Genomic DNA, 23,622 nt, shown 5'->3' on the forward strand with positions numbered 1-23,622 from the left:
AGACCTCTCAAAACTGAACAAAGTAAAGACGAAATGTGTATTTCCGTAATATTCCTTAGAAAGGAGGTGATCCAGCCGCACCTTCCGATACGGCTACCTTGTTACGACTTCACCCCAATCATCTATCCCACCTTAGGCGGCTGGCTCCAAAAAGGTTACCTCACCGACTTCGGGTGTTACAAACTCTCGTGGTGTGACGGGCGGTGTGTACAAGGCCCGGGAACGTATTCACCGCGGCGTGCTGATCCGCGATTACTAGCGATTCCGGCTTCATGCAGGCGAGTTGCAGCCTGCAATCCGAACTGAGAGAAGCTTTAAGAGATTTGCATGACCTCGCGGTCTAGCGACTCGTTGTACTTCCCATTGTAGCACGTGTGTAGCCCAGGTCATAAGGGGCATGATGATTTGACGTCATCCCCACCTTCCTCCGGTTTGTCACCGGCAGTCTCGCTAGAGTGCCCAACTGAATGATGGCAACTAACAATAAGGGTTGCGCTCGTTGCGGGACTTAACCCAACATCTCACGACACGAGCTGACGACAACCATGCACCACCTGTCACTTTGTCCCCGAAGGGAAAGCTCTATCTCTAGAGTGGTCAAAGGATGTCAAGACCTGGTAAGGTTCTTCGCGTTGCTTCGAATTAAACCACATGCTCCACCGCTTGTGCGGGCCCCCGTCAATTCCTTTGAGTTTCAACCTTGCGGTCGTACTCCCCAGGCGGAGTGCTTAATGCGTTTGCTGCAGCACTGAAGGGCGGAAACCCTCCAACACTTAGCACTCATCGTTTACGGCGTGGACTACCAGGGTATCTAATCCTGTTTGCTCCCCACGCTTTCGAGCCTCAGCGTCAGTTACAGACCAGAGAGCCGCCTTCGCCACTGGTGTTCCTCCATATATCTACGCATTTCACCGCTACACATGGAATTCCACTCTCCTCTTCTGCACTCAAGTCTCCCAGTTTCCAATGACCCTCCCCGGTTGAGCCGGGGGCTTTCACATCAGACTTAAGAAACCGCCTGCGCTCGCTTTACGCCCAATAAATCCGGACAACGCTTGCCACCTACGTATTACCGCGGCTGCTGGCACGTAGTTAGCCGTGGCTTTCTGGTTAGATACCGTCAGGGGACGTTCAGTTACTAACGTCCTTGTTCTTCTCTAACAACAGAGTTTTACGATCCGAAAACCTTCTTCACTCACGCGGCGTTGCTCGGTCAGACTTTCGTCCATTGCCGAAGATTCCCTACTGCTGCCTCCCGTAGGAGTCTGGGCCGTGTCTCAGTCCCAGTGTGGCCGATCACCCTCTCAGGTCGGCTATGCATCGTGGCCTTGGTGAGCCGTTACCTCACCAACTAGCTAATGCACCGCGGGTCCATCCATCAGCGACACCCGAAAGCGCCTTTCACTCTTATGCCATGCGGCATAAACTGTTATGCGGTATTAGCACCTGTTTCCAAGTGTTATCCCCCTCTGATGGGTAGGTTACCCACGTGTTACTCACCCGTCCGCCACTCCTCTTTCCAATTGAGTGCAAGCACTCGGGAGGAAAGAAGCGTTCGACTTGCATGTATTAGGCACGCCGCCAGCGTTCGTCCTGAGCCAGGATCAAACTCTCATAATAAAAGTTAGAACAATCTTACGATTGTTAAGCTCAATTTGTTTGCTAGCATATTGCTTGCTTGTTAAAAATGTTTGTTGTCTTGAATTGAATCAAGACGCCCTACACATTTGGTTCGTCTATTCTTTGTTCAGTTTTCAAAGGCCTACGTTACCTCGCAGCAACTTTTATATCATAACAAACTTTCGTTTGAATGTCAAGAACTTTTTTAAAAAAGTTTTTTTAAGTTGTTTTGCTCGGTTGTTGTTGTCTGTTGTGACAACTTCTATATCTTATCATCTCGTTTGTTATTTGTCAACAACTTTTTTGTTGTTTTTTCAAACTTTTTTCGAGAGATTTGAAATCAAGAATTGTTATTTAATTATTGATTTCTGAATCGCTCAGCTGTGTGACTCGCCTTGCGACATGTAATAATATACCAAGATTTCAAGCATTGGTCAATCATTATTTTCACTTTTTTTAAACTTTTTTTCAATACCGATTATTATGATTGGTCTAGGTATTTTTGTTCGTTTTTTACCTCCTTTCATCCTTTTTTGACTATAGTTTATTAACTTTTAGCAAAATCTTCTAAATTTATCGTAATATATCAAGGATTTTGTCCTTTTTAGCAATTATTTGTTAAAATATGGAAAAGAGATTTTTTATATATGGAGGAAATGAACGCTTATGAAAATTTTAGTTGCAGATGATGATAAAGAAATTGTAGAACTATTGAGTATTTATATTCATAATGAAGGATACGAAGTCGTGAAAGCTTATGATGGAAAAGAAGCGTTATCCAAATTGCACACAACACCAGATATCGATTTATTAATCTTGGACATTATGATGCCAATCATGGATGGAATGGAAGTAGTGAAAGAACTTCGAAAAGAATCGCAAATTCCAATTATTATGTTAACAGCAAAAACAACCGATATGGATAAAATCAAAGGCTTAGTTGCAGGTGCAGACGATTATGTCACCAAGCCTTTTAATCCTTTAGAAGTAATGGCTCGGGTAAAGTCTATTTTACGTAGAAGCCAAATGCAATTAACCAAAGAAGAACCCGATGAATTAGAAGTCGGCCCATTAATGATTAATAAGGACTCTCACGAAGTCAAAACAATAGAAGGAAAAGAAATTCAATTAACCGCTCTTGAGTTTGGTATCCTCTATCTATTAGCTAGTCATCCAAATCGTGTGTTTAGTGCGGATGAAATTTTTGAGCGTGTGTGGCAACAAGAAAGTATTGTTTCTGCTAAAACCGTGATGGTTCACGTCAGTCATTTAAGAGATAAGATTGAAGAAGCAACTGGTGGAGAAAAAGTCATTCAAACAGTGTGGGGAGTTGGATATAAGATCGATGCTCGTTAAACCTAAAAAGATTGAAAAACAAAAACGAATTACCTTAACTTCTAAAGAAATCAGCGAGTTATTAGCAGAAGCAATTGTGACAATTGTTTTATTACTACTATTAAATGTCTCAATTATGTTCCTCTTAGGACAACTACTTAGTGAAAACTCGCCCTTAGCTGGTGTCATCTGGGCCACTAAGGATGCGGTCGCTAAAGAATTAAATACTGATTTGTTTTGGAGCTGGAATAAATTTGTCTTACCCATTTTCTTTTTAGTAGATGCAGCTGTTCTCTATTGGCGCTTAATTCGTCGCTACCATCAAATGCAATTGCGTCATATTATCAGTGAGTTACATTACATCGCTGATGGTAATTACAATCACCGCATTCCGTTTGAATTAAGTGGTGATTTAGCAAAAGTCGTGACGAGTATTAACGGTCTAGTGGATAGTACTGTCGCAGCCATTGAAGATGAACGGCGAATTGAAAAATCAAAAGATGAATTAATTACGAATGTCAGTCATGATATTCGGACACCGTTAACTTCTATTATTGGTTATCTGGGATTGATTGAAGATCGTCAATTTCATAGCCAAGAAGATTTACTGAAATATACGCATACCGCTTACGTCAAAGCGAAACAAATGAAATTATTAGTTGATGATCTTTTTGAATATACAAAAGTCCGTCAACCAAGTGTACCGATTCATACGACGACTTTTGATATGGCACAATTAATTGAACAGCTTGCTGCCGATTTTGAATTGGAAGCGAAAAAGATTAATATGCAAATCCAAGTAAAAGCCAATCCAGCTTCTTTAATGATGGAAGGCGATACAGAAAAACTAGTCCGAGTCTTTAACAACCTTCTTTCAAACGCTTTGAAATATGGCAAAGGCGGCCATCATATTGTGATGGAAGTAGACAAAGTCGGCACCGAAGCAATTATTGCTGTTCGCAATGATGGACCAGCTATCCCTAAACATTCTTTAGATCAGTTGTTTGACCGCTTCTATCGTGTCGAAGAATCCCGATCACAAGAAACGGGAGGTACTGGTTTAGGTCTGGCTATTGCACAAAGTATTGTTGCTTTACATGGTGGATATATTTATGCGAAGTCTGATCAAAAGTGGACTTCCTTTATTATTCATCTACCCTTACAGCGTACCAACAAGAAATCAGAGAGTTAATTGACATCCCTGAACTTTTTCGGTATTCTATAGAAAAGAGAAAACTAAGAGAAAAAGTATTTATGGCACTGAATTCCAGAGAGTTTGCGGGGGTGCGAGCAAACATTCATCTATAAAGAAGTCCGTCTCTTCCAGGTGTCCAGCGAAATAAGTTGGAACGGTCTGCAGCCGTTATCTGCAAATCAAGGGCAGTAACATTACTGAACTTGGGTGGTACCGCGAGATTTCCAGTCATTTCGTCCCAAGAATATTTATTTTTGGGGTGAGATGGCTTTTTTGTTGTTTTCTACAACAGTTATTATTGATTATGTACTAATTTTAAGGAGGAAAAAATATGTTAGATGTAAAAATGATGCGTCAAAATTTTGACGAAGTAAAAGCAAAGCTACAAACCCGTGGCGTGAAAGAAGAAATCTTAGTGGAATTTCTGCGTTTAGATGAAAGTCGCCGTGATTTATTAGTCAAAGTCGAAGAAATGAAAAAATACCGGAATGATGTGTCTGCTGAAATTGCTCAATTAAAACGAAACAAAGAAGATGCAACGGCCAAAATCGCGGAAATGAAAGAAGTCGGCGGCAATATTAAAGCATTAGATGCAGAAATTAACGCTATTGACGAAGAGCTACGTGGGATCACAACTACTTTACCGAATTTGCCAGATGATTCTGTGCCTGTTGGTGCTGGTGAAGAAGAAAATGTAGAAGTACGTCGTTGGAGTGAACCAAGAACTTTTGCTTTTGAACCAAAACCACACTGGGAAGTCGCTGAAAACTTAGGCATTCTAGATTTTGAACGTGGTGCCAAAGTAGCTGGTAGCCGTTTTGTTTATTACAAAGGCTTAGGTGCTCGCTTAGAACGTGCGTTATACAACTTCATGTTAGATTTACATGTTTATGAACATGGCTATACAGAAATGATTACGCCTTATATCGTTAATGACACCGCCATGTTCGGAACTGGCCAATTTCCTAAATTTAAAGAAGATGTCTTCCAATTACAAGATACAGATTTAACGTTAATCCCAACGGCAGAAGTCCCGTTAACTAATTACTACAACAATGAAATTTTAGATGGAAAGGATTTACCGATTTACTTTACGGCCTTGAGCCCTTCTTTCCGTTCTGAAGCTGGTAGCGCTGGTCGTGACACACGAGGATTAATTCGTTTACACCAATTTAATAAAGTCGAAATGGTTAAATTTAGTGATGCAGAGCATTCTTATGAGGAATTAGAAAAAATGACGAATAATGCCGAAGAAATTCTGCAAAAACTGGGATTACCTTACCGTGTCATGGCTCTTTCAACAGGTGACATGGGCTTCTCAGCTGCGAAAACTTATGACTTGGAAGTTTGGATTCCCGCTCAAGAGACATACCGTGAAATCAGTTCATGCTCAAACTGTGAAGATTTCCAAGCGCGCCGTGCGATGATTCGTTACCGTGATGAAAATGATAAAGTCCAATATGCGCATACACTCAATGGTTCTGGTTTAGCCGTAGGACGGACAGTCGCTGCTATTTTAGAAAACTACCAAAACGAAGATGGCTCTGTGACTGTACCAGAAGTCCTAGTTCCTTACATGGGTAACCTAACAGTTATTAAATAAAGGGAAGATGAAGGTCGTTGTCTGATATCAGATAACGGCTTTTATTCTATAGGAAAAGGAGCCTGTAACAAAAATCACTTTGGATTTTTGTTACAGGCTTAAAAATTGATAAACGGCGGAAACAGAAGCAAATCCTTCATTCTACAGAAAAAGAGGCAGACGTCGAAATGACGTCTGCCTCTTTTAAATTTCAAAAAAATCAGCTTTTATTTTATTGAACAGAATAGTTTGGTGCTTCTTTTGTGATTTGAACGTCATGTGGATGTGATTCTTTCAATCCGTTACCACTCATTTGAACAAATTGTGCTTCTTCACGCAACGCTTTCAGGTCTGCTGCACCGACGTAACCCATCCCTGATTTCAAGCCACCGATTAATTGGAAGACAATATCAGAAACGCTTCCTTTGTAAGCAACACGTCCTTCGATTCCTTCTGGCACTAATTTGTTTGCTTCATTGACACTTCCTTGGAAGTAACGATCACTTGATCCTTTTTCCATTGCACCTAATGAGCCCATGCCACGGTAAGTTTTGAAACGACGGCCTTGATAAATTTCAAATTCGCCTGGAGATTCATCTGTACCTGCTAACATACTTCCTAGCATTACAGCATGTCCACCAGCAGCTAAGGCTTTCACGATATCACCAGAATATTTAATACCGCCATCAGCGATAATTGCTTTACCATATTCTCTAGCTACAGAAGCAGCATCATAAATCGCTGTTAATTGAGGAACACCAACACCTGCAACGACACGTGTTGTACAAATTGAACCAGGTCCAATACCAACTTTGACAACGTCAACGCCGACATCATACAATGCTTTGGTTGCTTCAGCAGTGGCAACATTACCAGCAATTAATGTTGCTTCAGGGAACGTTTCACGAATTTCTTTAATTTTGCGAATAACGCCGGCACTATGGCCATGTGCAGTATCGATAACAATCGCATCGGCACCTGCTTCTAATAATGCTTCCGCACGTTCGAACGTATCACTAGTGACACCGACTGCTGCCGCCACAAGTAAACGACCGTGTTCGTCTTTGGCAGCATTTGGGAATTCAATCACTTTTTCAATGTCTTTAATTGTAATTAAGCCACTTAAGCGACCTGCTTCATCAACGATTGGTAATTTTTCGATTTTATGTTTTTGTAAGATTTTTTCTGCATCTTTTAAAGATGTGCCAACTGGCGCAGTGACTAAATGATCTTTTGTCATGACTTCTTCAATTTTGATTTGGTAGTCCGTTACAAAACGCATATCACGGTTTGTAATAATTCCGACTAATTTACGGTTTTCCATTGTTTCTACAATCGGCACACCGCTAATACGGTAACGACTCATTAATTCTTCTGCATCCGCTACTAAGTTTGTTGGTGTTAGAAAGAATGGATCAATGATAACGCCGCTTTCAGAACGTTTGACTTTACGTACTTCGTCTGCTTGTTGGGCGACAGTCATATTTTTATGTACGACACCTAGTCCACCTTGACGAGCCATCGCAATTGCCATATTACTATCTGTAACAGTATCCATACTGGCACTCATCAATGGAATATTTAACTTGATATTTTTAGCTAATTGTACACTCATGTCTACATCATTTGGTAAGACATGGCTTTCTGCAGGGATTAATAGCACATCATCAAATGTAAGACCTTTTTTCGCAAATTTTGTTTCCCAATTTGACATTTTTTGTCCACTCCTCGACTTAATTTTATATATGAAAATAACAGATAATACTAAGGAAGTCAACTAGATTTGTTTAAATAATCAATGAGGAATAAAGGACAAAACGCCGAAATCGGTTTGTCCTTTATTCAACTCTTCCTAATTAAGGTCCTACTTTCATCGTTGTTCTTTTATCTTGTGTTTCTTTTTTTGTTGTAAAAATCGGCTAAATCCAAAACCACCAACAGAAAGCAAGGTCATCATTGTCCCTATTTTTTGCACTTTTGTTCTTTGGTAACGGATGTCGACATGTCCTGTACCAGATAAAGAAAGAGCGGCTAAGCCTCCTTGATTGGTTAGGCTCATTTTTTTAGCGCCCGTTTGGTTTTTCATTTGAATCGTGGCTTGATAGCCTAAGTAATAAATAAAAGGAACGGTCACCTTCGCTGATTGATTCACCACTTGGTAGTCAAATGAAATTTTCCCATAAGGCATTCTAACATTTGTAATGGTTACTTGTTCTGCCGAATAATCAAGTTGTCGTTTTTTTTGTTTCAATAATTCCTGATAATTGATTTCATCTGGCAAATATTCATGGCCCGCACCGATATAAAAAGGCGTTGGTTGCTCATACTCAGCTTTTGTTAACAGGCGGCCTTGTTGTGACTGAATACTTTGATATTGATAAATGCCTAAATTGCTGATGGCAAGGAAAACCAACAAAGCCACGGTCCAAGATTTACGGAAAACACCCCATTCGTCTTGTGCAATGAAAAAAGCGAGCATTACAGAAAGAATCCCTAAAAACCGCCAAGGAAACTGAATCGTATTTAAAGGCGTGTGGTTCAGCCAGTGCCAAGGAAAAAGCGTGGTAACCATCAATAAGAGTACCAGCGTCAAACCAATAAACCGTTTGTTCTGAATTTTTTTGCTGGCAAGCGAAACCACTGCTACAACAAGTCCCACAAACAAAAGGGTTCCTAGATTCGCTGTTTTTGCGTGAAAAACACTGCTCTTTAAACTATTAATGAAAAGAGAATCAATGGGATAACTTCTTTCGGAAATATAAGTGAGTGGATTGGATGTAACTTTAAACACTTGATTTTTCATTTGTTCAGCAACTGGTAAAAGATAAAAGGCCAGCCAAAGCAATGTCAGACCTGCAGCCTTCGCTAATGCCAACAGGACCTCCTTTTTAAAAAACTGCTGCCAATAAAACAGAATGTATAACCCAACCCAAATAGAAACCATTTCAATAGAAATAAAGTGAGCCAACCCAATCCCAGTCATCGCCAACGTTAACAACGGCCAACATTTCGTGGTTCCCTTTCGTAATAAAAACAGGCTCGCTAAGACCAACGGAAAAAAACTTAGCGCCAAAAATTCTCCTAACGCTTGGCGATTAAACAAGTCTTGCATGCGGTAAATAGATAAGCCATACAAGATGGCAAAGAGATAGCTTCTTTTTTTAGAGAGCGCCATTAATCGGCCTGCATAATAAGTAAGACTAAATGTTGCCAAGTTTACCGCAAAAACAAAAATCGCCATACTAGCGACAAAGGAAATCCCCAGAACACGCAAAAGCGCAGGTAAATAAAGATACGCATCTGGATAAAACAAACTAGAGGCATAGCCATAGCCTCCCAAGAAAAAATAATTGATTTTAGGAAACCAGTCGTTGTTTTTAATTGCTAATGCGAGACCTTCCACCCGATTTTGATGAAAGCGGAAATCACTTGCTCGTAAAAAATTCTCTTGAAAATAGACAAAATAGAGAGAAAGTCCACTTAATAAGAGAAAACTAATAAAAATGAGTAGCCGCTCGTGTTGACGGCACCAAGACTTCACTTGTTGTCCCATAAGAGGCTCCTTTCTTTAGCAAACTTCTGAAAACAGAAGCCTGGGACACTAGTTCTTTCGACTAATCCCCCAGGCTTTAACTGTTAAAACGCTCTATTGAGAGAGCAACTTTGTTTGTTGCAGTTTCTGCGTCAGCCGAGCGCATTCACAATTGAGCGCGCGCCGTTTATTGACGTGTCATGAAACTACCTTGAATATTGTATTTTTTCTTGAAGAAATAGCGTGCTACAAAGGCTAACGCACCGATTACTAAAGCAATCATCGGATCTAAAATGGGATTGATCACTGGTGGCAGCATCGCTGAACCAGCGAAAACTGCAATCCACAAGAACATCCCACCAAATAGAATGGCGGTCGTTTTTAACCAACCAGGACGTTTGCTTTTGTCGCCACCTTGACGATCAAAACGGTAAACATATTTGTGCATTAGATAGAAAACATAACCCCCAGCCATCGCACCTAAGATATATGTGGTTAATCCGAGAGGTTGTGCGGTTCCTTTTGAAAATAGAGACATCGCCGCTAACATGATTGTTAATAAACCAAGTAATAGTAAGGTATTGTCGAGCCAAATCATCCAGCCCGCTGGTTCTTTGACTTCTGCTGGTTTATTTAAAATTGCTTCCGTCCGTTCTGAAACAGTGCCAAATAACTGACGGGCTGTTTTGCCTGTTTTTTGACCGGCTACTAATTCTGGTAAAATACCGTGTAGAGCCAATGCTAGTTCTTCTTCAGATAAATTAGCCGCTTTTAATGATTTTTTTAAGTCAAAAATGTATTGTTCATTTCTTTTAGTCAAATTCTGTTCTAATTGACGATTCTCAGCCACGATTGCTCGTAATGCTTCTGCTTCCATAGTTGTATCCTCCTCACCCTCATGTAGAGGGAACCTCTTTCTAAACGGCTGAATGGCCTTAAATATGTGGGCTTAGCCCAAAACAAATTGCTTGTTGGGCACATTTTTTTAAACGTTAAAACGGAACAACATAACATCGCCATCTTGAACGACGTAGTCTTTTCCTTCTAAACGAACACGGCCCGCTTCTTTGGCAGCTTGCATATTGCCATATTTATCTAGGTCTTCATAAGAAACTGTTTCCGCACGAATGAAGCCTCGTTCAAAGTCACTGTGGATAATCCCAGCTGCTTGAGGTGCCTTGATTCCCTTACGGAACGTCCACGCACGAACTTCTTGTTCACCAGCTGTAAAGTAGGTAGCTAAGCCTAACAAATCGTACGCCGCACGAATCAATTGATCTAAGCCAGATTGTTCAATGCCCATTGCTTCTAAAAATTCAGCCTTGTCTTCTTCAGAATCTAATTCAGCAATTTCTTCTTCTGCTCGCGCACTAACCACGATTACTTCCGCATTTTCGCTGGTTGCAAAATTACGAACTTGTTGTACATACTCATTGTTGTCTGGATCCGCCACTTCATCTTCTGAAACATTTGCTACATAAAGGACCGGCTTTGTGGTTAATAAGAAAAGAGATTTAACAATTTTCTCTTCTTCTGGCGTAAATTCAATCGTACGAGCAGATAAACCTTCTTCTAAAACTGGTTTAATTTTGTCTAAAACAGCTAATTCTTCCACCGCTTCTTTATCTTTTGCTTTCGCCATTTTAGCCACGCGAGTATAGCGCTTATTGATTGAATCTAAATCTGCTAAAATTAGCTCTAAATTAATTGTATCAATGTCTGCTAAAGGATCAACGAAATCCGCATCTCGATTTTGTTCACGCATGATATTTTCGTCATCAAAACAACGAACCACGTGACAGATTGCATCTACTTGACGAATGTGACTTAAAAACTGATTTCCCAGCCCTTCTCCTTTGCTGGCACCTTTAACAATTCCGGCGATGTCTGTAAATTCAAACGTTGTGGGAACTGTTTTTTTCGGTTTTACTAGTTCTGTCAAGCGTTGTAAACGGGCATCTGGTACTTCAACCATGCCGACGTTCGGATCAATCGTTGCAAAGGGATAATTTGCAGCTTCTGCTCCTGCTTTTGTAATTGCGTTAAATAGGGTCGATTTACCAACGTTTGGTAAGCCGACAATTCCAGCTGTTAGTGCCATTTGTTTTCCACTCTTTCTCTCAGTCTATTCTCTTTTCTATTAGAGGCATCAAAGCATTAGTCTGCTTTTTTCTCGATTACTTTTTTTAATTTTTTAGTAAAATCACGACGCGGCATCATGACAATATGCCCGCAATTCGTGCACTTGATTTTGATATCAGCGCCCATGCGAATGATTTGCCAACGATTTGCTTGGCAAGCATGCGGCTTTTTCATCTCGACAATATCGCCTAAATCATACATGTTCCAAGCCTTCTTTCTTCTCTTACTTATATAAAAATACCATGATTACAATACCATTTTTTACCGAAACTAGCAAAAGGATTTGTGACTTTCTGTCTTACTTTCTCACTTTGCTTTTTATTCCTCGTCAAAATGAATATCTAAAATATCTAAAATTCTAGCCAAATCCGAAGAGGACAAGTACTCAATTTCAATTTTTCCTTTGCCTTCTTTTTCTTGAATCGCTACGGTTGTCCCAAATTTATCCATTAAGCGGTCTTCACTTTCTCGAATATAAATGGGTTTTTCCTTGATGGCTTTTTTCGCTTTTTTGCCCTTTTTGCCTTGTGTTTCGTTTAATTCAGCGACAAGTTGTTCTAATTGTCGAACCGTTAAATTGTCTTTAATACAACGATTAGCTAATGGCAATAGCTGTTCTTTGTTCTTCAAGCCTAATAACGTCCGTGCTTGACCCATTGACATGCTTTGTTTTTGAACCATTGCTTTGACCGCATCTGGTAAGGTTAGCAACCGTAAATAATTGGCAATATACGGGCGACTTTTTCCCAAACGTTCTGCGACTTCCGCTTGTGTTAATTTCAAATTTTTCATTAGCATTTCATAGGCTTCTGCTTCTTCTAGCGGATTTAAATCTTCCCTTTGTAAGTTTTCCAAAACAGCAACTTGCATCATGGATTCTTCATCAAATTCGCGAATAATTGCGGGAATTTTTTCTTTGCCGGCTAATTTAGAAGCCCGGAACCGACGCTCACCTGCAATAATTTCATAGCCTTTAACTGCCGATTTACGAACAATAATCGGTTGAAACACACCGGAATGTAGAATCGAGTTTGCAAGTTCTTGTAAAGAGGTTTCATCAAATGTTTTCCGCGGTTGGTAAGGATTGGGACGAAGTTCGTTTAATAGAATTTCTGTCACTTGTTCGTTCTTAACGTCGACATCTTCTAGCTTTGCGATATCTTGAAACAAGGCATCGATGCCTCTGCCTAAACCTTTGCCTTTATTCATTCTCCAACACTTCCTTTGCTAGTGCTTGATACACTTCGGCACCTTTTGAGCGAATATCATAGTCAATGATTGGTAAACCATGACTTGGTGCTTCGGATAAACGGACATTTCTTGGAATAATCGTGTCATAGACTTTTTCACGGAAATATTTACGGACTTCTTCCACGACTTCGGCACCTAAATTGGTCCGAGCATCGTACATGGTTAACAAGACTCCTTCAATTTTCAATTCAGGGTTAAAATGTTTTTGAACCAAGCGAATCGTATTTAGCAATTGACTCAAGCCTTCTAATGCGTAATATTCACATTGAACAGGAATTAGAATCGAATCACTTGCTGTAAAAGCATTGATTGTTAAATGCCCTAGAGAAGGCGGGCAATCAATTAAAACGAAATCATACATGTCTCTTACTTCATCAATTGCTAATTTCAAGCGCGATTCTCGAGCCATCATTGAAGTTAATTCAATTTCGGCGCCTGCTAATTGAATAGTTGCAGGGACAATATCTAAATTTTCACGGCTGGTATGTTGAACCACGCTAGTGATTGGTTCTTCATTTACAAGGACATCATACACATCGTGTGCGACATCTGGTTTAGGGACACCCATGCCACTGGTAGCATTTCCTTGTGCATCAATGTCGATCAGTAAGACTTTTTTGCCTAAGTTTGCTAAACATGCGCCTAAATTTACAGTGGTCGTTGTTTTACCAACGCCGCCTTTTTGGTTCGCTACAGAAATAATTCGTGTCATGTGTGTGCCTCCATCTTATTTAATCGGTTGTTTATTTGGTAATCCAGGTTTTCTGGGATATTTTTTAGGGGTTTCTTTTTTCTTTTGAATCACGACAATGTGGCGTTCGTCTGCCGTAATCGGCAAAGTAAAACCAACTTCTTTTTGAAATTGACCGCCTAATGTAGCGATTGCAGGTTTTGCTTCATTAATTTCTTCTTCACTTTTCGATGCTTTTAAGGCTAAAAAATAGCCTTCTTTTTTAACTAAGGGTAAACACAGTTCACTTAAAACATTTAATCGTGCAACTGCTCGCGCTGTAACGTAATCAAACGCGCCACGAAATTCTGCTTTTTGACCAAATGTTTCTGCACGATCATGATACAAAGAAACATTAGCCAAACCTAGTTGATTCACCAACTCTGTTAGGAAAGTAATTCGTTTATTTAAAGAGTCAACAATTGTGACATTTAATGAAGGAAAAACAATTTTCAAAGGAATACTTGGAAATCCTGCGCCTGCGCCAACATCACAAATGGCTTTATCGCTGGCAAAGTCTTCAAAGAATGCCAACGAAACAGAATCATAGAAATGTTTCAAATAAACTTCTTTTTCTTCTGTAATGGCTGTTAAATTCATTTTTTCATTCCATTCTACTAATAAATGGAAATATTGGTCAAATTGTGTCATCTGTTGGTCTGTCAATTCAATGCCTTTTGCGGCTAATAGTTGTCTAAATTCTTCGGGTAGCATAAAGACTCCTTCCTTTTTTGTGAAACAGAAAAATGTTTCACAATCATCTTTTCCTACTTTAACGCAAATAGCAATTTCTTGCAATGCTTTTCGGAAGATTTTTGCCTGAATGATAAAAGAAAAACCCGCCTTTTTATGTAGTAAAAAGTCTCTAGCCACGGGCCAAAATGTTCAATTGGCGGCAACGAGAACCGCCTTTCTCTAAGAGTAAAACAAGCCAATGTTTCATGTGAAACATTGGCTTGTTTTACTTACTATAATCATCGCACTTTATTTGTCGTTCTCTGCGGTAGTCGTATTCTTGGATACGGGGACTTAACCAACCTTTTTTGGCTGTTTTTCGTAATTGATGATCAAATCTCCCTGGTGGTGAACTATCTAGTAATTCATGGGTACGATTATTCCGATTTGCATAATTAAACGATTCACCATTCAAGACTTTTTCCTGGTATTCACTGTTTTTAGCCGCTTGATAATAGGCTGGATTACTAATTAATCTGCCTCGCCAGTCTTCAACTAACACATCCCACTGGGTTACAAAGGTCCCTTCTTCATTCAAAATAAACTCACTGTGAAAATTAGGCGTCAATCGTTTCTTATTAATTAAAGAATAAGATGCCCCCTCAGGGTATTTGTTGTGCAAACGAGCAGAGCTTTTTTTCAGCTTCCGCCCGCCCATCCCTTGCGGCTTGGCCGCAAAAACATAGCGTTTTAATGCCTGTTCATCGGTGTCCCCTTCTTGTTTAAAAAAATCGCGGATATACGTGATATTTTGACGATCAATATACATTCTTAATTGATGTATCTTTTTCGCTTTCTCTTGATTAAAGCTCCCAAGAAGACCTAACGGATAGGCTTTTTGAACTGTTTTTGCCAACAAATCCCAAAACGTCGCATGCGGTGCAACCGTCTTCGAGAAACGATAAGGTCCTACTAATTGCAACATGCCATGCTGATCCAACACTGCACCTAATTGCCATAACAGTAACGAGAGCTTTTCTTGCGGACGATAAGCCGAAAAGCGAAATAATCGCTCATACGCTGAAGAGCCCACTTCTTCCACTTCAGAAAACAGTTCCGCAACTGCTGTTTTCGCTTGCTCAAGTGGCAAGAAACGCGTGTCTTTTATGGCGCTTTCCACTAAACCATAAACAGCTTGGCGGTCCCAGCCAGCGTCAATCGCCGCCTCTACACCAGCACTCATTGCTTGTTGTAATTCTTGCCAACGTCCCATCTTCTCGCCGCCTTTTTCTATATACTTCTTCTATAATGATAATCCTTTCCCCGCAAAATGCCAACTGCTTTAACGCAAAAAAACAACCCGCCCTTTGGGGAAGGGCGGGCGGAGGAGTTAAAAAATGAAAAAGTGTTTTGTTAGGGTTTTGTTTATCGGGTATGTTTAAATAATAGCCGTTAAATGTGAAGAAACTATGGTAAAAATGCGCCTTCTTTTCAACAAAATTTTGAAAAAGTCTCTTCAGAAATTAAGATTTTTTTGCGAAGTTGCCCACTGGCCACTCCCGTTCAATATATTATATATTTAATATTCATAAAATAATAAAAGAAATATACACAATAATGAATATTTATTCAACGGTTAATAAAACAACCAAAAAAGCGAGTGATTTACACTCGCTTTTTCAACTAAATTAAATGATTTTCTCTTAAAATATCACCAATATACGTATCCTCAAATTTCTTCACAAAGTGTTCAACCATTTTGCGTTCTACGAAAGGCATATCCATTTCTGTTAATTTTTTCTTGTCAGATAAATAATAAACAGAGTTTGCTAAGACGCGCAAGTCGTATGCAGAAGCAAACACTTCTGGTACTCCGCGTTCAACCTCTAGCAATTGATAAACAGCTTCCATCGCTGTCCGTACAGAATACTCTGTTGTAAACACCGTATCTCGTTCAGTATCTGCGAAGTTCCCAATGAAAGCAAGATTTTTAGAGCCGTTTGGTACAACTAATGGTCGATCGCCTGGTTCTCTTAACATAAAGTAAGAAGTGATAAACGGCATATAAACCGGAATAGTGGTAGCCGATTCTTCTGAAATACGTTCAATTTCCCCTTCTGGGACCCCTAAATGATAAAGTAACTCTTGCGTAATTTCTTGGCCTGTACATTGTTCGATTGGTTTTTTGATATAATTTCCTGGTTTATTAGAAAGCAATCCATATACCCAAGTTATAGATTGTTGATCATTTTGTTCTTTAAAATGCGGTTGTCTATGCATAGCGAAACTCATCATCCAATTAGAGTCTTTGATAGTAATAATACCACCTGTGACAATTTTTCCTGTGCGTAATTTACGATGTGTTAACCGAGAAAGATACGGTTCAATATCGAAATTTTCCCACGTAATCGTTGCTGAGACAAACCAACTTTCATCTGGTAAATTTTCACAGAAAACTTCTGGGTGCCCAAATTCTGGGGATTGTTTTGCTAAGTTTTTCCAGAGATTCCAACTTCCCCCTAGTTCATGAGTAATTGGTGCTGGTGTATGATGATCTCCTTGCGTCGAACTTTCAGTAATTGAGCCATTCGTTACGAAGACTAAATCATTTTCAGTTAAAGGAATTTCTTTGGTTTTGCCCGCTTGTGTCAACAATAATCGCCGAGCAACTTTAGTAGCTCCTTTGATGTCGACTTGGATATCATTGATCGTTGTTTCATATTGAAAGTCTACCCCTTGATTGGTTAAAAAGCTTAGTAATGGTTTCACTAACGATTCGTATTGATTGTATTTGGTAAACTTCAAGGCTGTAAAGTCAGGCAAACCTTTGATGTGGTGGATAAAGCGCATGATGTAGCGGCGCATTTCAATGGCAGAGTGCCATTTTTCAAAAGCAAACATTGAACACCAATAGATCCAAAAGTTGGATTCAAAAAATTCTTCGCCGAAAACATCTTCAATTTTTTTGCCAATTAATTGATCTTCAGAAGTCATAAATAAATCAACGATTTCTTTTTGTGCTTTTTTGGATAAAGTAAATTGTCCATCATCTGGGACACGTTCGCCACGGTTATGAATAATGCGGCAATTTGAAGAATTCGGATCATCTAAATCTAAACGGTAAAACTCATCTAGGACAGAGGCATCTTCTACTTCTAATGATGGTACCGAACGAAATAGATCCCACAAACACTCGAAATGGTTTTCCATTTCGCGTCCGCCGCGAGTGACAAAGCCATCATGGGGAATAAATTTACCATCTAAAGAACCGCCAGACAGCGTGAGTTCTTCAAAAATGTGAATATTTTCGCCCTTCATTTGACCGTCACGAATTAAGAAAACAGCCGTTGCTAAACCTGCTAGGCCACCACCAACGATATAGGCACTCTTGTCATCTACACCTTTTGGTTTTCTTGGTCGAGCAAATGCTTCATAATTTCCATTTGTGTATCTCATTCTCGTTTCCTCCTATCATTTGATACCCTCATCATACTGCTACCAAAAAAAATACCCAAAAGATAACCCTTTTTTTTAAGAAATTCTTTGACAAATAAAGAAAATTGTCTAATTTTTGAGCAAGTGAACAATCGTAGATGTTTCATGTGAAACAAAAAAAGAACGAGAAGAAAAATGACCGCTTTTTCTTCTCGTTCTTTTTATGTTAATTCTTTTACCGTTTCTACTCCAAAAACAGCAACCCAATCTTCCTGAAAATCAGTTACTGCTTTTTGAATGGCGGGCATTGCCAAGCCTTGTGTCACGAGTTCTGGTGCGATAGTGACCGCTTGCGCCCCCATTTGACAGGCTTGATTAACTTGTGCCACGTTTTTAAAACTAGCAGCTAAGATCTTACTCTTTGCGTTCGTCCGTTTAATTTCTGCAGCTAAATGCTCAATAACCTTTTGAGAATCAATTGTTAAATTCTCCATCCTATTATAATATGGCGCTAAATAATCTGCACCTGCCGCAATCGCTAGGTAGCCTTGAAATTCTGTATAAATAGCGGTTGCTGTTATCCGATAATTTGCCTGCTTTAGTTGTTTGATGGCTGCCAAGCCTGCTTCATTGACTGGGATTTTAATGAATGTTTCTTGGCCTAATTGTTGTACAATGGTTTGGGCATCTTCTAGCATCTCTTCTGTCGTTTGACCGACCACTTGGACGTGCAAACTCGCTTGTCCAATCGTTTTTTTGATTTCTTTCATCTGCGCAAAGAAGTCAATTTTTCCTGCTTGTTTAACAATACTGGGATTAGACGTTACGCCTGCCAGTGGTAAAATTTTCTGATACTTTCGAATAGCCTCAAGATTAATTGTATCTAGCATAAATTCCATCTTTTACGTTCCTCCCTTAAACGATAATTATAGAATAGTGATTGTTGTACCAACAGTTATTTCAGGAATAGCTTTTTCTTCAACATATAATGTACCTGGTAATTCAGGTGTTGTTGCGCCATCAAATTTAATAGTAATGTGACCCAATGTGTCTAAATTAGTTAATACTACCTCGCCTACAGCGGTAATCTGGTAAGTTTGTTCATCAATCACTAACGTTTGCTTGTCCGTAATCGCTTCTGTGACTGGCTGAACCTCAATGTTATAACAATAATCTGCTAAAGCATCTGGTGCATCTTTTCCAAATAAGATGACCATTTTTTCTTCTTTAAATAATTCGGCTTCTGGTCCAATAGACTGAACCTTTGTTGTAAATACTGACATTTCCCATCCTCCAAAAAAATTTTTTAACTATACAATCCAAAACTTGCTAACCAAGCAACTAGTACTCGAGGGGCACCATTTAAGAAACGAGAATATAAAACAGAAGGGACCCCGACTTCAACGGTTTCAGCTTCAGCTTCTTCCAAGCCTAAACCCACGGGAATAAAGTCGCACGCGTTTTGTGTATTAATAGCAAACAATGCTGGTAAGGCTAGTTGTGGCGGAATGTTGCCTTTCCCAATTTCCACACCAATTAACGTACCAATTACTTGACTGATTACTGCTCCAGGACCTAATAAAGGAGAAAGAAACGGCAGAGAACAAATAAAACCAATAATTGTTAACCCCACAATGTTTCCTGCCAATGGCGCCATGATATTGGCAAAAAATTCACCAATTCCTGAACCTTGAATCACACCAATTAATAAAGAAACAAATGCCATAAACGGAATCACTGTGTTGATCATCGTTTGTACGCCTTCACGGGCTGATTGGTTGAATGTCGCTACAACTTTTCCTGCACCCATACCAATTTTCGCAACAAAACTTTGTTGTTCCGCTTTTTGTTCAGTAATTTTTTTACTTGTATCATATTTAAATTCTGTTTTTTTCGAGGTGGGCTTTTCTGTATCAGCAGCAGCTTCTTCTGATGTCAATGTAATCTGTTTCGGGCCTACAGCGGAAACATAAATTGTCTCATTAATGTATTGTGCTAAGGGACCACTTTTGCCAGTTGGAACAACGTTAATAGTAGGAATTCCTTTTTTAGGATAAATCCCGCAACGAAGAGTGCCTCCACAATCAATAATGGCTAATGCGATTTCATCATCTGGAATCGATGTCTTAAAACCATTGACCGCTTCCATTCCTGTCAATTCTACGATTTTATCAACGATTGCGGGTTTCTCGCCGCCACCTGTAATGTAAATAAATTTATGTTTTTCTTCTGTCGGTGTAATCACTAAGGGCCCACCATAACCGCCATTTCCTTTAACTACCTTAATACTATTGTACGTCATCTCACCTTGCTCCTTTCTAATCCACAGCAATCTCTACTGTTTTACTAAGGGTAATTCCTTGTTGTTTGCAAACATAGGCGGTAGTGAAATCGGTAACCCAACCGCCAATAAAATTCATTAATATCCCTACAAACATATATCGAATCGCTAGGTCCATCGAATTTAGTCCTAACGTATCAATCCCTTGCGCAATCCCTAACCAAACGAACAATTCACCAGGATTAATATGAGGGAAAACTCCATTACTGGTATGACAAAATTGCGCTTGTGCAGCATAATAGCTAGGTTTATAGTATTCTGGTAAAAATCGTGCCATCGTAAAGGACATTGGATTGCCTAACATAAAAGCGGATAAAAAAGGCAGCACTAAATACCGCGTAACAGGATTTTTGGCAGAAAGTTTGGCTACCTTGGTTACTCTTTCTTCTCCTAGAAAAGCAATTAAGGTATTCATAGCTACCATTAACATCAAAACAACAGGTACGATGCCTGTCATCCAAGAAATAAATGTTTCTGCTCCTGTTTGGAAAAGGTGCATAAATCCTTCCGCAAATTTTGTAATATAAGACATTACTCGACACTTCCTTTCAATTTTGTTTGTACTTTATTTTTCCATAATTGCCATTGAATTTTGGCTCCATTAAGCGGCGTTAATGGTTGTGTTTCTTGATAATTGCCAAGCTCAACACGTAAGTAAATTTCTCGTGCATTTTCCATCGCTTGTTGGGTTAATTTATTTTCCTTTTGTACGAGTGGATGGTAATGATCCATATAATGAATATCCTCGTTCACGTACTGAGGTAAGGGATGAAATTTAGCTAGAACGGTGACACCTTGCATCTTTCTAGCGGCTAAGATTTTCCCTTGTGAATCCACAGCAAACAAGATAATCGTGCCTGCTTTTAACTTCCCTGCACGTCGACCAATCGCGACTTTCCCTAATTGTCGCAATTCTTGGTAGTTTTGATTAAAGTGTTTAATCTGTTTCATTCCCATAGCTATCTGAACGAAGTAAGCTGTTAAAAAAAGCGCCCCGAATACGTAGATAAAACTCATATGATAATCCCCTTCCTTTGCATCCACTCTTTAACCGCTAAAACATCTCGTTGCTTCCGTAACTCATTACGTAAACGTTCGTCTCCTGCGATTGTAAACAAGCGGTCATATAGTTGTAGTAACTCTGCTTCAACAGTGGCCGTCAGCTCTTCTGGAATACCCAACAGCAAAATAACATCAACTTTACCTTCTGGTGTAACCAGTGATTCTTCAAAAACCCCAATCGATAAAATAATCGTTGGTAAGGCTTGATTAATTGTATGGGGAAAGGCAATCCCCGATTCAAAAATAGTTGTTTGTTGATCTTCTCTAGTAAAAATTCGTTCGATAAATTGGGGATCTACTAATTTTTCTGCTTCTAAATCAGCAATCATTTTCTGGATATTCGCTCGGTAACCTTGAGTATTCTCTAATAATTGATAGGTCATATGAATATTTTGAGATTCCACGGAACGAATTTCTTTTGCTCTCTGCCACTCATTTCTGAGCCAAGTATCGTTAAATAAATTAGTTAAATGGATCATCGGTGTTTGTGGTCGAATATTTTTTAAGGGAATAGTTGTAAAAATAGCAAAATATTGATTCAATTCTCTTCTCTCTGCCTCTTCTTCAGAAAAATGGGCAATCTGGACGTCTGGACCCAAAACTTTTTCCAATTGCCGCTGAATGATCAAGGCCGTTCCATGACCTGTACTGCAGATTACAGCGATTTCTTTTTTGGCTCCCGCTTCATAGTTCCCTCTCAATGCTAGTTCAAAATACAAAGCGAGATACCCAAATTCAACCGTCGGCACACAACGATTCAACAAACGGCCCAATTCTTGCAAGCCAATCTTGGCTAATTCATAGGCCAAAGGATATTGTCGTTCAATTTCTCCATAAAATAAATCGTGACATTCCACATGAAAAACGAGTCGATTCATCACGTTTCTTAAATGATCTTTCATTTCTGAAAACAAGAAGTCCTCATCAAATTCAACAACAACTGAATGATGAATTTTTTTCATCATTTTTTGAAAATAGTCAGCTAAGAGTCCTTCATCAGCCAATAAAGAATTACGAATATGGTTTGTGTTGATGTTAAAAGGAAAGCTGATAAAGGAACGTTCCCATTGGCTTAACGTTACATTATAGGTTATTTCCAAGTGATACATCAGTTCTTCAATCTGCTCGTTATGACGAACATAATCAACATATTCTGGTGGTAGTTCCGTAATGAGTTTTCCAGCTAAAACACGCTGCAAAACAATTGAAACCACTCTTCGTAAAAGAAAACTATCTTGTTTCGCTAGTCTTGTTTCTTTGATTATTTTTTGTATCATTTGTTTGGTAGTTTCATGAAGAAACTGTTCTTCAAAATATTCTTGGACGTAATTCACATGAAGTAAGCGTAAATCAAACTCTTTTCCTTCTAAATGAATGCCACGGTTTGGCGTGCCTACAACCGCAACCTGCCAAGGAGCAATCAGCTCTTTCATGCGCTTAATGTCTTTATTAACTGTGCCGCGACTAACGGCGAGTTCTTCGGATAAATCATAAGTTGAAATAAATTGATCTTCTTCTATTAATCGTTTGATAATGTAGGAAACACGCTTGCTTGAAGAATTAAAATCAGATTCCCTTTTTAGCCGTCCAGACAAAACCTCTTCAAAACCTTCAAAGTTATTGATTTCTAACTGAAAGAGATTTTCCTTCTGAATAATTTGGGCGATACCGATTAATTCATCATTCAATGTATCAATGTTTTTACGAACTGTTTGAGGACTTGCGGCTAATTTTTCTTGCAATTCCTGTAAGCTCATTCCTTTGTGATCAACTAGTAATTTTATTACTTGGTACCATCTATTTACTAGCGTCATTTAGTTTTCCCACCTCTATCCTCTTGTTTTACCTCCAGCTACGTTTGTGGTGATGCCTGTAATATAGCTTGAACGGTCTGATAAATAATAGCATACTAAGTCAGCGACTTCATGGAGTTTTCCGCTACGACCTAATGGAATCGTACTTGTTTTTGAATAACCTGCTCGCAATTGCTCCACAGAAATGTTTCGTGTATAAGCCAATGCTTCTTCGTATGCTAAAGTGCGCAAGCCCGTTTCTTCCATAATGCCTGGCGCAATCCCCACGACACGGACGTTTGATTTTCCTAACTCTTTAGCCCATGAACGTGTATAACTGCTGACCGCTGCTTTCGTTGCAGCGTAGGCGCTTTGCCCTTCGGAGCCTTCTAATCCAGCTTCTGAAGACATATTAATAATGACACCTGCTTGTTTTTGTACAAGAATCCAGCCCACTGCTTGGCTCATTAGGTAGAGCCCTTTTTGATTGATGGCTACAATTTTGTCGAATACCTCATCCGATAATTCATAAGGCCCATGAGGATGATTTTTATCCACCAATAGACGAGGAATATTGATTCCGGCATTATTTACTAGGCCATCTACGGTTCCAAATTTTTCCACCACTTGAGCGACACCCGCTTCTACTTCTGCTCGAGAAGTTACATCGACTTTCACAAAGAGTAAATGCTCATGTTGCGTTTCTGATGCTGAAATATCAAAATTAGCGACATAGACCTCTTGTGCTAACAAGCTTTCAACAATGCTGCGACCAATACCAGATGAGCCTCCTGTAACAATCACTACTTTTCCTTTAATTCCTAACCAATCTGTCATTTGTTCCACTCCTATCATTTGTTTGCGCTTTCAGTATAGGTCAGTTTGTGAAATTATTTAAGACAGTCTTTTTTTGCAGTTTAGAAAAAAAA

20 protein-coding genes, 1 rRNA gene and 1 other annotated feature are annotated in these 23,622 nt (G+C 39.4%); of the genes, 3 read left to right on the plus strand and 18 right to left on the minus strand.

Translation table 11 applies throughout. The annotated features are described in order from the left end of the window. Positions 1-59: 59 nt before the first annotated feature. Positions 60-1,620 (minus strand): 16S ribosomal RNA (locus IGM04_RS13260). Positions 1,621-2,286: 666 nt separating this feature from the next. Here IGM04_RS13260 and IGM04_RS13265 point away from each other — a divergent pair. The 3 genes from IGM04_RS13265 (at position 2,287) to serS (ending at position 5,753) form a co-directional block, all read left to right on the plus strand. After that, positions 2,287-2,976: a response regulator transcription factor gene (locus IGM04_RS13265; RefSeq protein WP_002355963.1), complete on the plus strand. Its 690-nt coding sequence runs from the start codon at positions 2,287-2,289 to the stop codon at positions 2,974-2,976. Further along, positions 2,966-4,147, plus strand: coding sequence for a sensor histidine kinase (locus IGM04_RS13270; RefSeq protein ID WP_002363566.1), 1,182 nt, complete (start codon positions 2,966-2,968; stop codon positions 4,145-4,147). Before IGM04_RS13265 ends, IGM04_RS13270 begins: the two co-directional genes overlap by 11 nt. A 40-nt stretch (positions 4,148-4,187) precedes the next feature. Next, positions 4,188-4,394: a binding site (T-box leader), on the plus strand. Positions 4,395-4,481: 87 nt separating this feature from the next. Next, the gene (gene serS, locus IGM04_RS13275) at positions 4,482-5,753 is read left to right on the plus strand and encodes a serine--tRNA ligase (RefSeq protein WP_002355965.1); all 1,272 of its coding nucleotides are present in this window, start codon (positions 4,482-4,484) and stop codon (positions 5,751-5,753) included. Between the two features lie 211 nt (positions 5,754-5,964). Here serS and guaB read toward each other — a convergent pair whose 3' ends face one another. The 17 genes from guaB to IGM04_RS13360 form a co-directional block, all read right to left on the minus strand. Then, on the minus strand, positions 5,965-7,446 hold the full coding sequence (gene guaB, locus IGM04_RS13280; RefSeq protein ID WP_002355966.1) for an IMP dehydrogenase: 1,482 nt from the start codon (positions 7,444-7,446) through the stop codon (positions 5,965-5,967). A 156-nt stretch (positions 7,447-7,602) separates the two neighbouring features. Then, a complete protein-coding gene (locus IGM04_RS13285; protein WP_086317553.1) occupies positions 7,603-9,285 on the minus strand; it encodes a 6-pyruvoyl-tetrahydropterin synthase-related protein in 1,683 nt (560 codons plus the stop codon). 166 nt (positions 9,286-9,451) lie between these two features. Further along, complete coding sequence (locus IGM04_RS13290; RefSeq protein WP_002363563.1) at positions 9,452-10,141, minus strand: DUF1129 domain-containing protein; 690 nt, start codon at positions 10,139-10,141, stop codon at positions 9,452-9,454. Between the two features lie 108 nt (positions 10,142-10,249). Then, positions 10,250-11,365, minus strand: coding sequence for a redox-regulated ATPase YchF (ychF, locus tag IGM04_RS13295; protein WP_002355971.1), 1,116 nt, complete (start codon positions 11,363-11,365; stop codon positions 10,250-10,252). 56 nt (positions 11,366-11,421) lie between these two features. Continuing rightward, positions 11,422-11,607 carry a DUF951 domain-containing protein gene (locus IGM04_RS13300; protein WP_002355974.1) on the minus strand — a complete coding sequence of 62 codons (186 nt, stop codon included), beginning with the start codon at positions 11,605-11,607 and terminating at the stop codon, positions 11,422-11,424. A gap of 117 nt (positions 11,608-11,724) precedes the next feature. Beyond that, positions 11,725-12,615 carry a ParB/RepB/Spo0J family partition protein gene (locus IGM04_RS13305; RefSeq protein WP_002355975.1) on the minus strand — a complete coding sequence of 297 codons (891 nt, stop codon included), beginning with the start codon at positions 12,613-12,615 and terminating at the stop codon, positions 11,725-11,727. Further along, positions 12,608-13,369 (minus strand): ParA family protein, encoded by a 762-nt coding sequence (locus tag IGM04_RS13310; protein WP_002355976.1) that lies wholly within the window; start codon positions 13,367-13,369, stop codon positions 12,608-12,610. The genes IGM04_RS13305 and IGM04_RS13310 overlap by 8 nt, the downstream gene beginning before the upstream one ends. Positions 13,370-13,384: 15 nt before the next feature. After that, the gene (gene rsmG, locus IGM04_RS13315) at positions 13,385-14,101 is read right to left on the minus strand and encodes a 16S rRNA (guanine(527)-N(7))-methyltransferase RsmG (protein WP_002355977.1); all 717 of its coding nucleotides are present in this window, start codon (positions 14,099-14,101) and stop codon (positions 13,385-13,387) included. 247 nt (positions 14,102-14,348) lie between these two features. Then, positions 14,349-15,335, minus strand: coding sequence for a DUF3114 domain-containing protein (locus tag IGM04_RS13320; protein ID WP_010775464.1), 987 nt, complete (start codon positions 15,333-15,335; stop codon positions 14,349-14,351). Positions 15,336-15,745: 410 nt separating this feature from the next. Next, positions 15,746-17,518: an oleate hydratase gene (locus IGM04_RS13325; protein ID WP_002361446.1), complete on the minus strand. Its 1,773-nt coding sequence runs from the start codon at positions 17,516-17,518 to the stop codon at positions 15,746-15,748. Between the two features lie 200 nt (positions 17,519-17,718). Continuing rightward, a complete protein-coding gene (locus IGM04_RS13330) occupies positions 17,719-18,396 on the minus strand; it encodes a fructose-6-phosphate aldolase (protein WP_002367532.1) in 678 nt (225 codons plus the stop codon). A 27-nt stretch (positions 18,397-18,423) separates the two neighbouring features. Then, positions 18,424-18,780, minus strand: a complete 357-nt coding sequence (locus IGM04_RS13335; RefSeq protein WP_002355981.1) for a PTS glucitol/sorbitol transporter subunit IIA — start codon at positions 18,778-18,780, stop codon at positions 18,424-18,426. Positions 18,781-18,803: 23 nt separating this feature from the next. Further along, positions 18,804-19,799 carry a PTS glucitol/sorbitol transporter subunit IIB gene (gene srlE, locus IGM04_RS13340; RefSeq protein WP_002355982.1) on the minus strand — a complete coding sequence of 332 codons (996 nt, stop codon included), beginning with the start codon at positions 19,797-19,799 and terminating at the stop codon, positions 18,804-18,806. 16 nt (positions 19,800-19,815) lie between these two features. Then, complete coding sequence (srlA, locus tag IGM04_RS13345; RefSeq protein ID WP_002355983.1) at positions 19,816-20,370, minus strand: PTS glucitol/sorbitol transporter subunit IIC; 555 nt, start codon at positions 20,368-20,370, stop codon at positions 19,816-19,818. Next, positions 20,370-20,855: a transcriptional regulator GutM gene (locus IGM04_RS13350; RefSeq protein ID WP_002355985.1), complete on the minus strand. Its 486-nt coding sequence runs from the start codon at positions 20,853-20,855 to the stop codon at positions 20,370-20,372. Before IGM04_RS13350 ends, srlA begins: the two co-directional genes overlap by 1 nt. After that, a complete protein-coding gene (locus tag IGM04_RS13355) occupies positions 20,852-22,714 on the minus strand; it encodes a BglG family transcription antiterminator (protein ID WP_002367533.1) in 1,863 nt (620 codons plus the stop codon). Before IGM04_RS13355 ends, IGM04_RS13350 begins: the two co-directional genes overlap by 4 nt. Before the next feature lie 15 nt (positions 22,715-22,729). Next, positions 22,730-23,530, minus strand: a complete 801-nt coding sequence (locus IGM04_RS13360) for an SDR family oxidoreductase (RefSeq protein WP_086317554.1) — start codon at positions 23,528-23,530, stop codon at positions 22,730-22,732. Positions 23,531-23,622: the final 92 nt, after the last annotated feature.

Origin of the sequence: Enterococcus sp. DIV2385 (assembly GCF_051711925.1) — a bacterium.
GTDB lineage: Bacteria > Bacillota > Bacilli > Lactobacillales > Enterococcaceae > Enterococcus > Enterococcus faecalis.

Coding starts and splice junctions, on each gene's coding strand:
- IGM04_RS13265 (WP_002355963.1), top strand. CDS start 2,287: ATGAAAATTTTAGTTGCAGATGATGATAAAGAAATTGTAGAACTATTG.
- IGM04_RS13270 (WP_002363566.1), top strand. CDS start 2,966: ATGCTCGTTAAACCTAAAAAGATTGAAAAACAAAAACGAATTACCTTA.
- serS (WP_002355965.1), top strand. CDS start 4,482: ATGTTAGATGTAAAAATGATGCGTCAAAATTTTGACGAAGTAAAAGCA.
- guaB (WP_002355966.1), bottom strand. CDS start 7,446: ATGTCAAATTGGGAAACAAAATTTGCGAAAAAAGGTCTTACATTTGAT.
- IGM04_RS13285 (WP_086317553.1), bottom strand. CDS start 9,285: ATGGGACAACAAGTGAAGTCTTGGTGCCGTCAACACGAGCGGCTACTC.
- IGM04_RS13290 (WP_002363563.1), bottom strand. CDS start 10,141: ATGGAAGCAGAAGCATTACGAGCAATCGTGGCTGAGAATCGTCAATTA.
- ychF (WP_002355971.1), bottom strand. CDS start 11,365: ATGGCACTAACAGCTGGAATTGTCGGCTTACCAAACGTTGGTAAATCG.
- IGM04_RS13300 (WP_002355974.1), bottom strand. CDS start 11,607: ATGTATGATTTAGGCGATATTGTCGAGATGAAAAAGCCGCATGCTTGC.
- IGM04_RS13305 (WP_002355975.1), bottom strand. CDS start 12,615: ATGAATAAAGGCAAAGGTTTAGGCAGAGGCATCGATGCCTTGTTTCAA.
- IGM04_RS13310 (WP_002355976.1), bottom strand. CDS start 13,369: ATGACACGAATTATTTCTGTAGCGAACCAAAAAGGCGGCGTTGGTAAA.
- rsmG (WP_002355977.1), bottom strand. CDS start 14,101: ATGCTACCCGAAGAATTTAGACAACTATTAGCCGCAAAAGGCATTGAA.
- IGM04_RS13320 (WP_010775464.1), bottom strand. CDS start 15,335: ATGGGACGTTGGCAAGAATTACAACAAGCAATGAGTGCTGGTGTAGAG.
- IGM04_RS13325 (WP_002361446.1), bottom strand. CDS start 17,518: ATGAGATACACAAATGGAAATTATGAAGCATTTGCTCGACCAAGAAAA.
- IGM04_RS13330 (WP_002367532.1), bottom strand. CDS start 18,396: ATGGAATTTATGCTAGATACAATTAATCTTGAGGCTATTCGAAAGTAT.
- IGM04_RS13335 (WP_002355981.1), bottom strand. CDS start 18,780: ATGTCAGTATTTACAACAAAGGTTCAGTCTATTGGACCAGAAGCCGAA.
- srlE (WP_002355982.1), bottom strand. CDS start 19,799: ATGACGTACAATAGTATTAAGGTAGTTAAAGGAAATGGCGGTTATGGT.
- srlA (WP_002355983.1), bottom strand. CDS start 20,370: ATGTCTTATATTACAAAATTTGCGGAAGGATTTATGCACCTTTTCCAA.
- IGM04_RS13350 (WP_002355985.1), bottom strand. CDS start 20,855: ATGAGTTTTATCTACGTATTCGGGGCGCTTTTTTTAACAGCTTACTTC.
- IGM04_RS13355 (WP_002367533.1), bottom strand. CDS start 22,714: ATGACGCTAGTAAATAGATGGTACCAAGTAATAAAATTACTAGTTGAT.
- IGM04_RS13360 (WP_086317554.1), bottom strand. CDS start 23,530: ATGACAGATTGGTTAGGAATTAAAGGAAAAGTAGTGATTGTTACAGGA.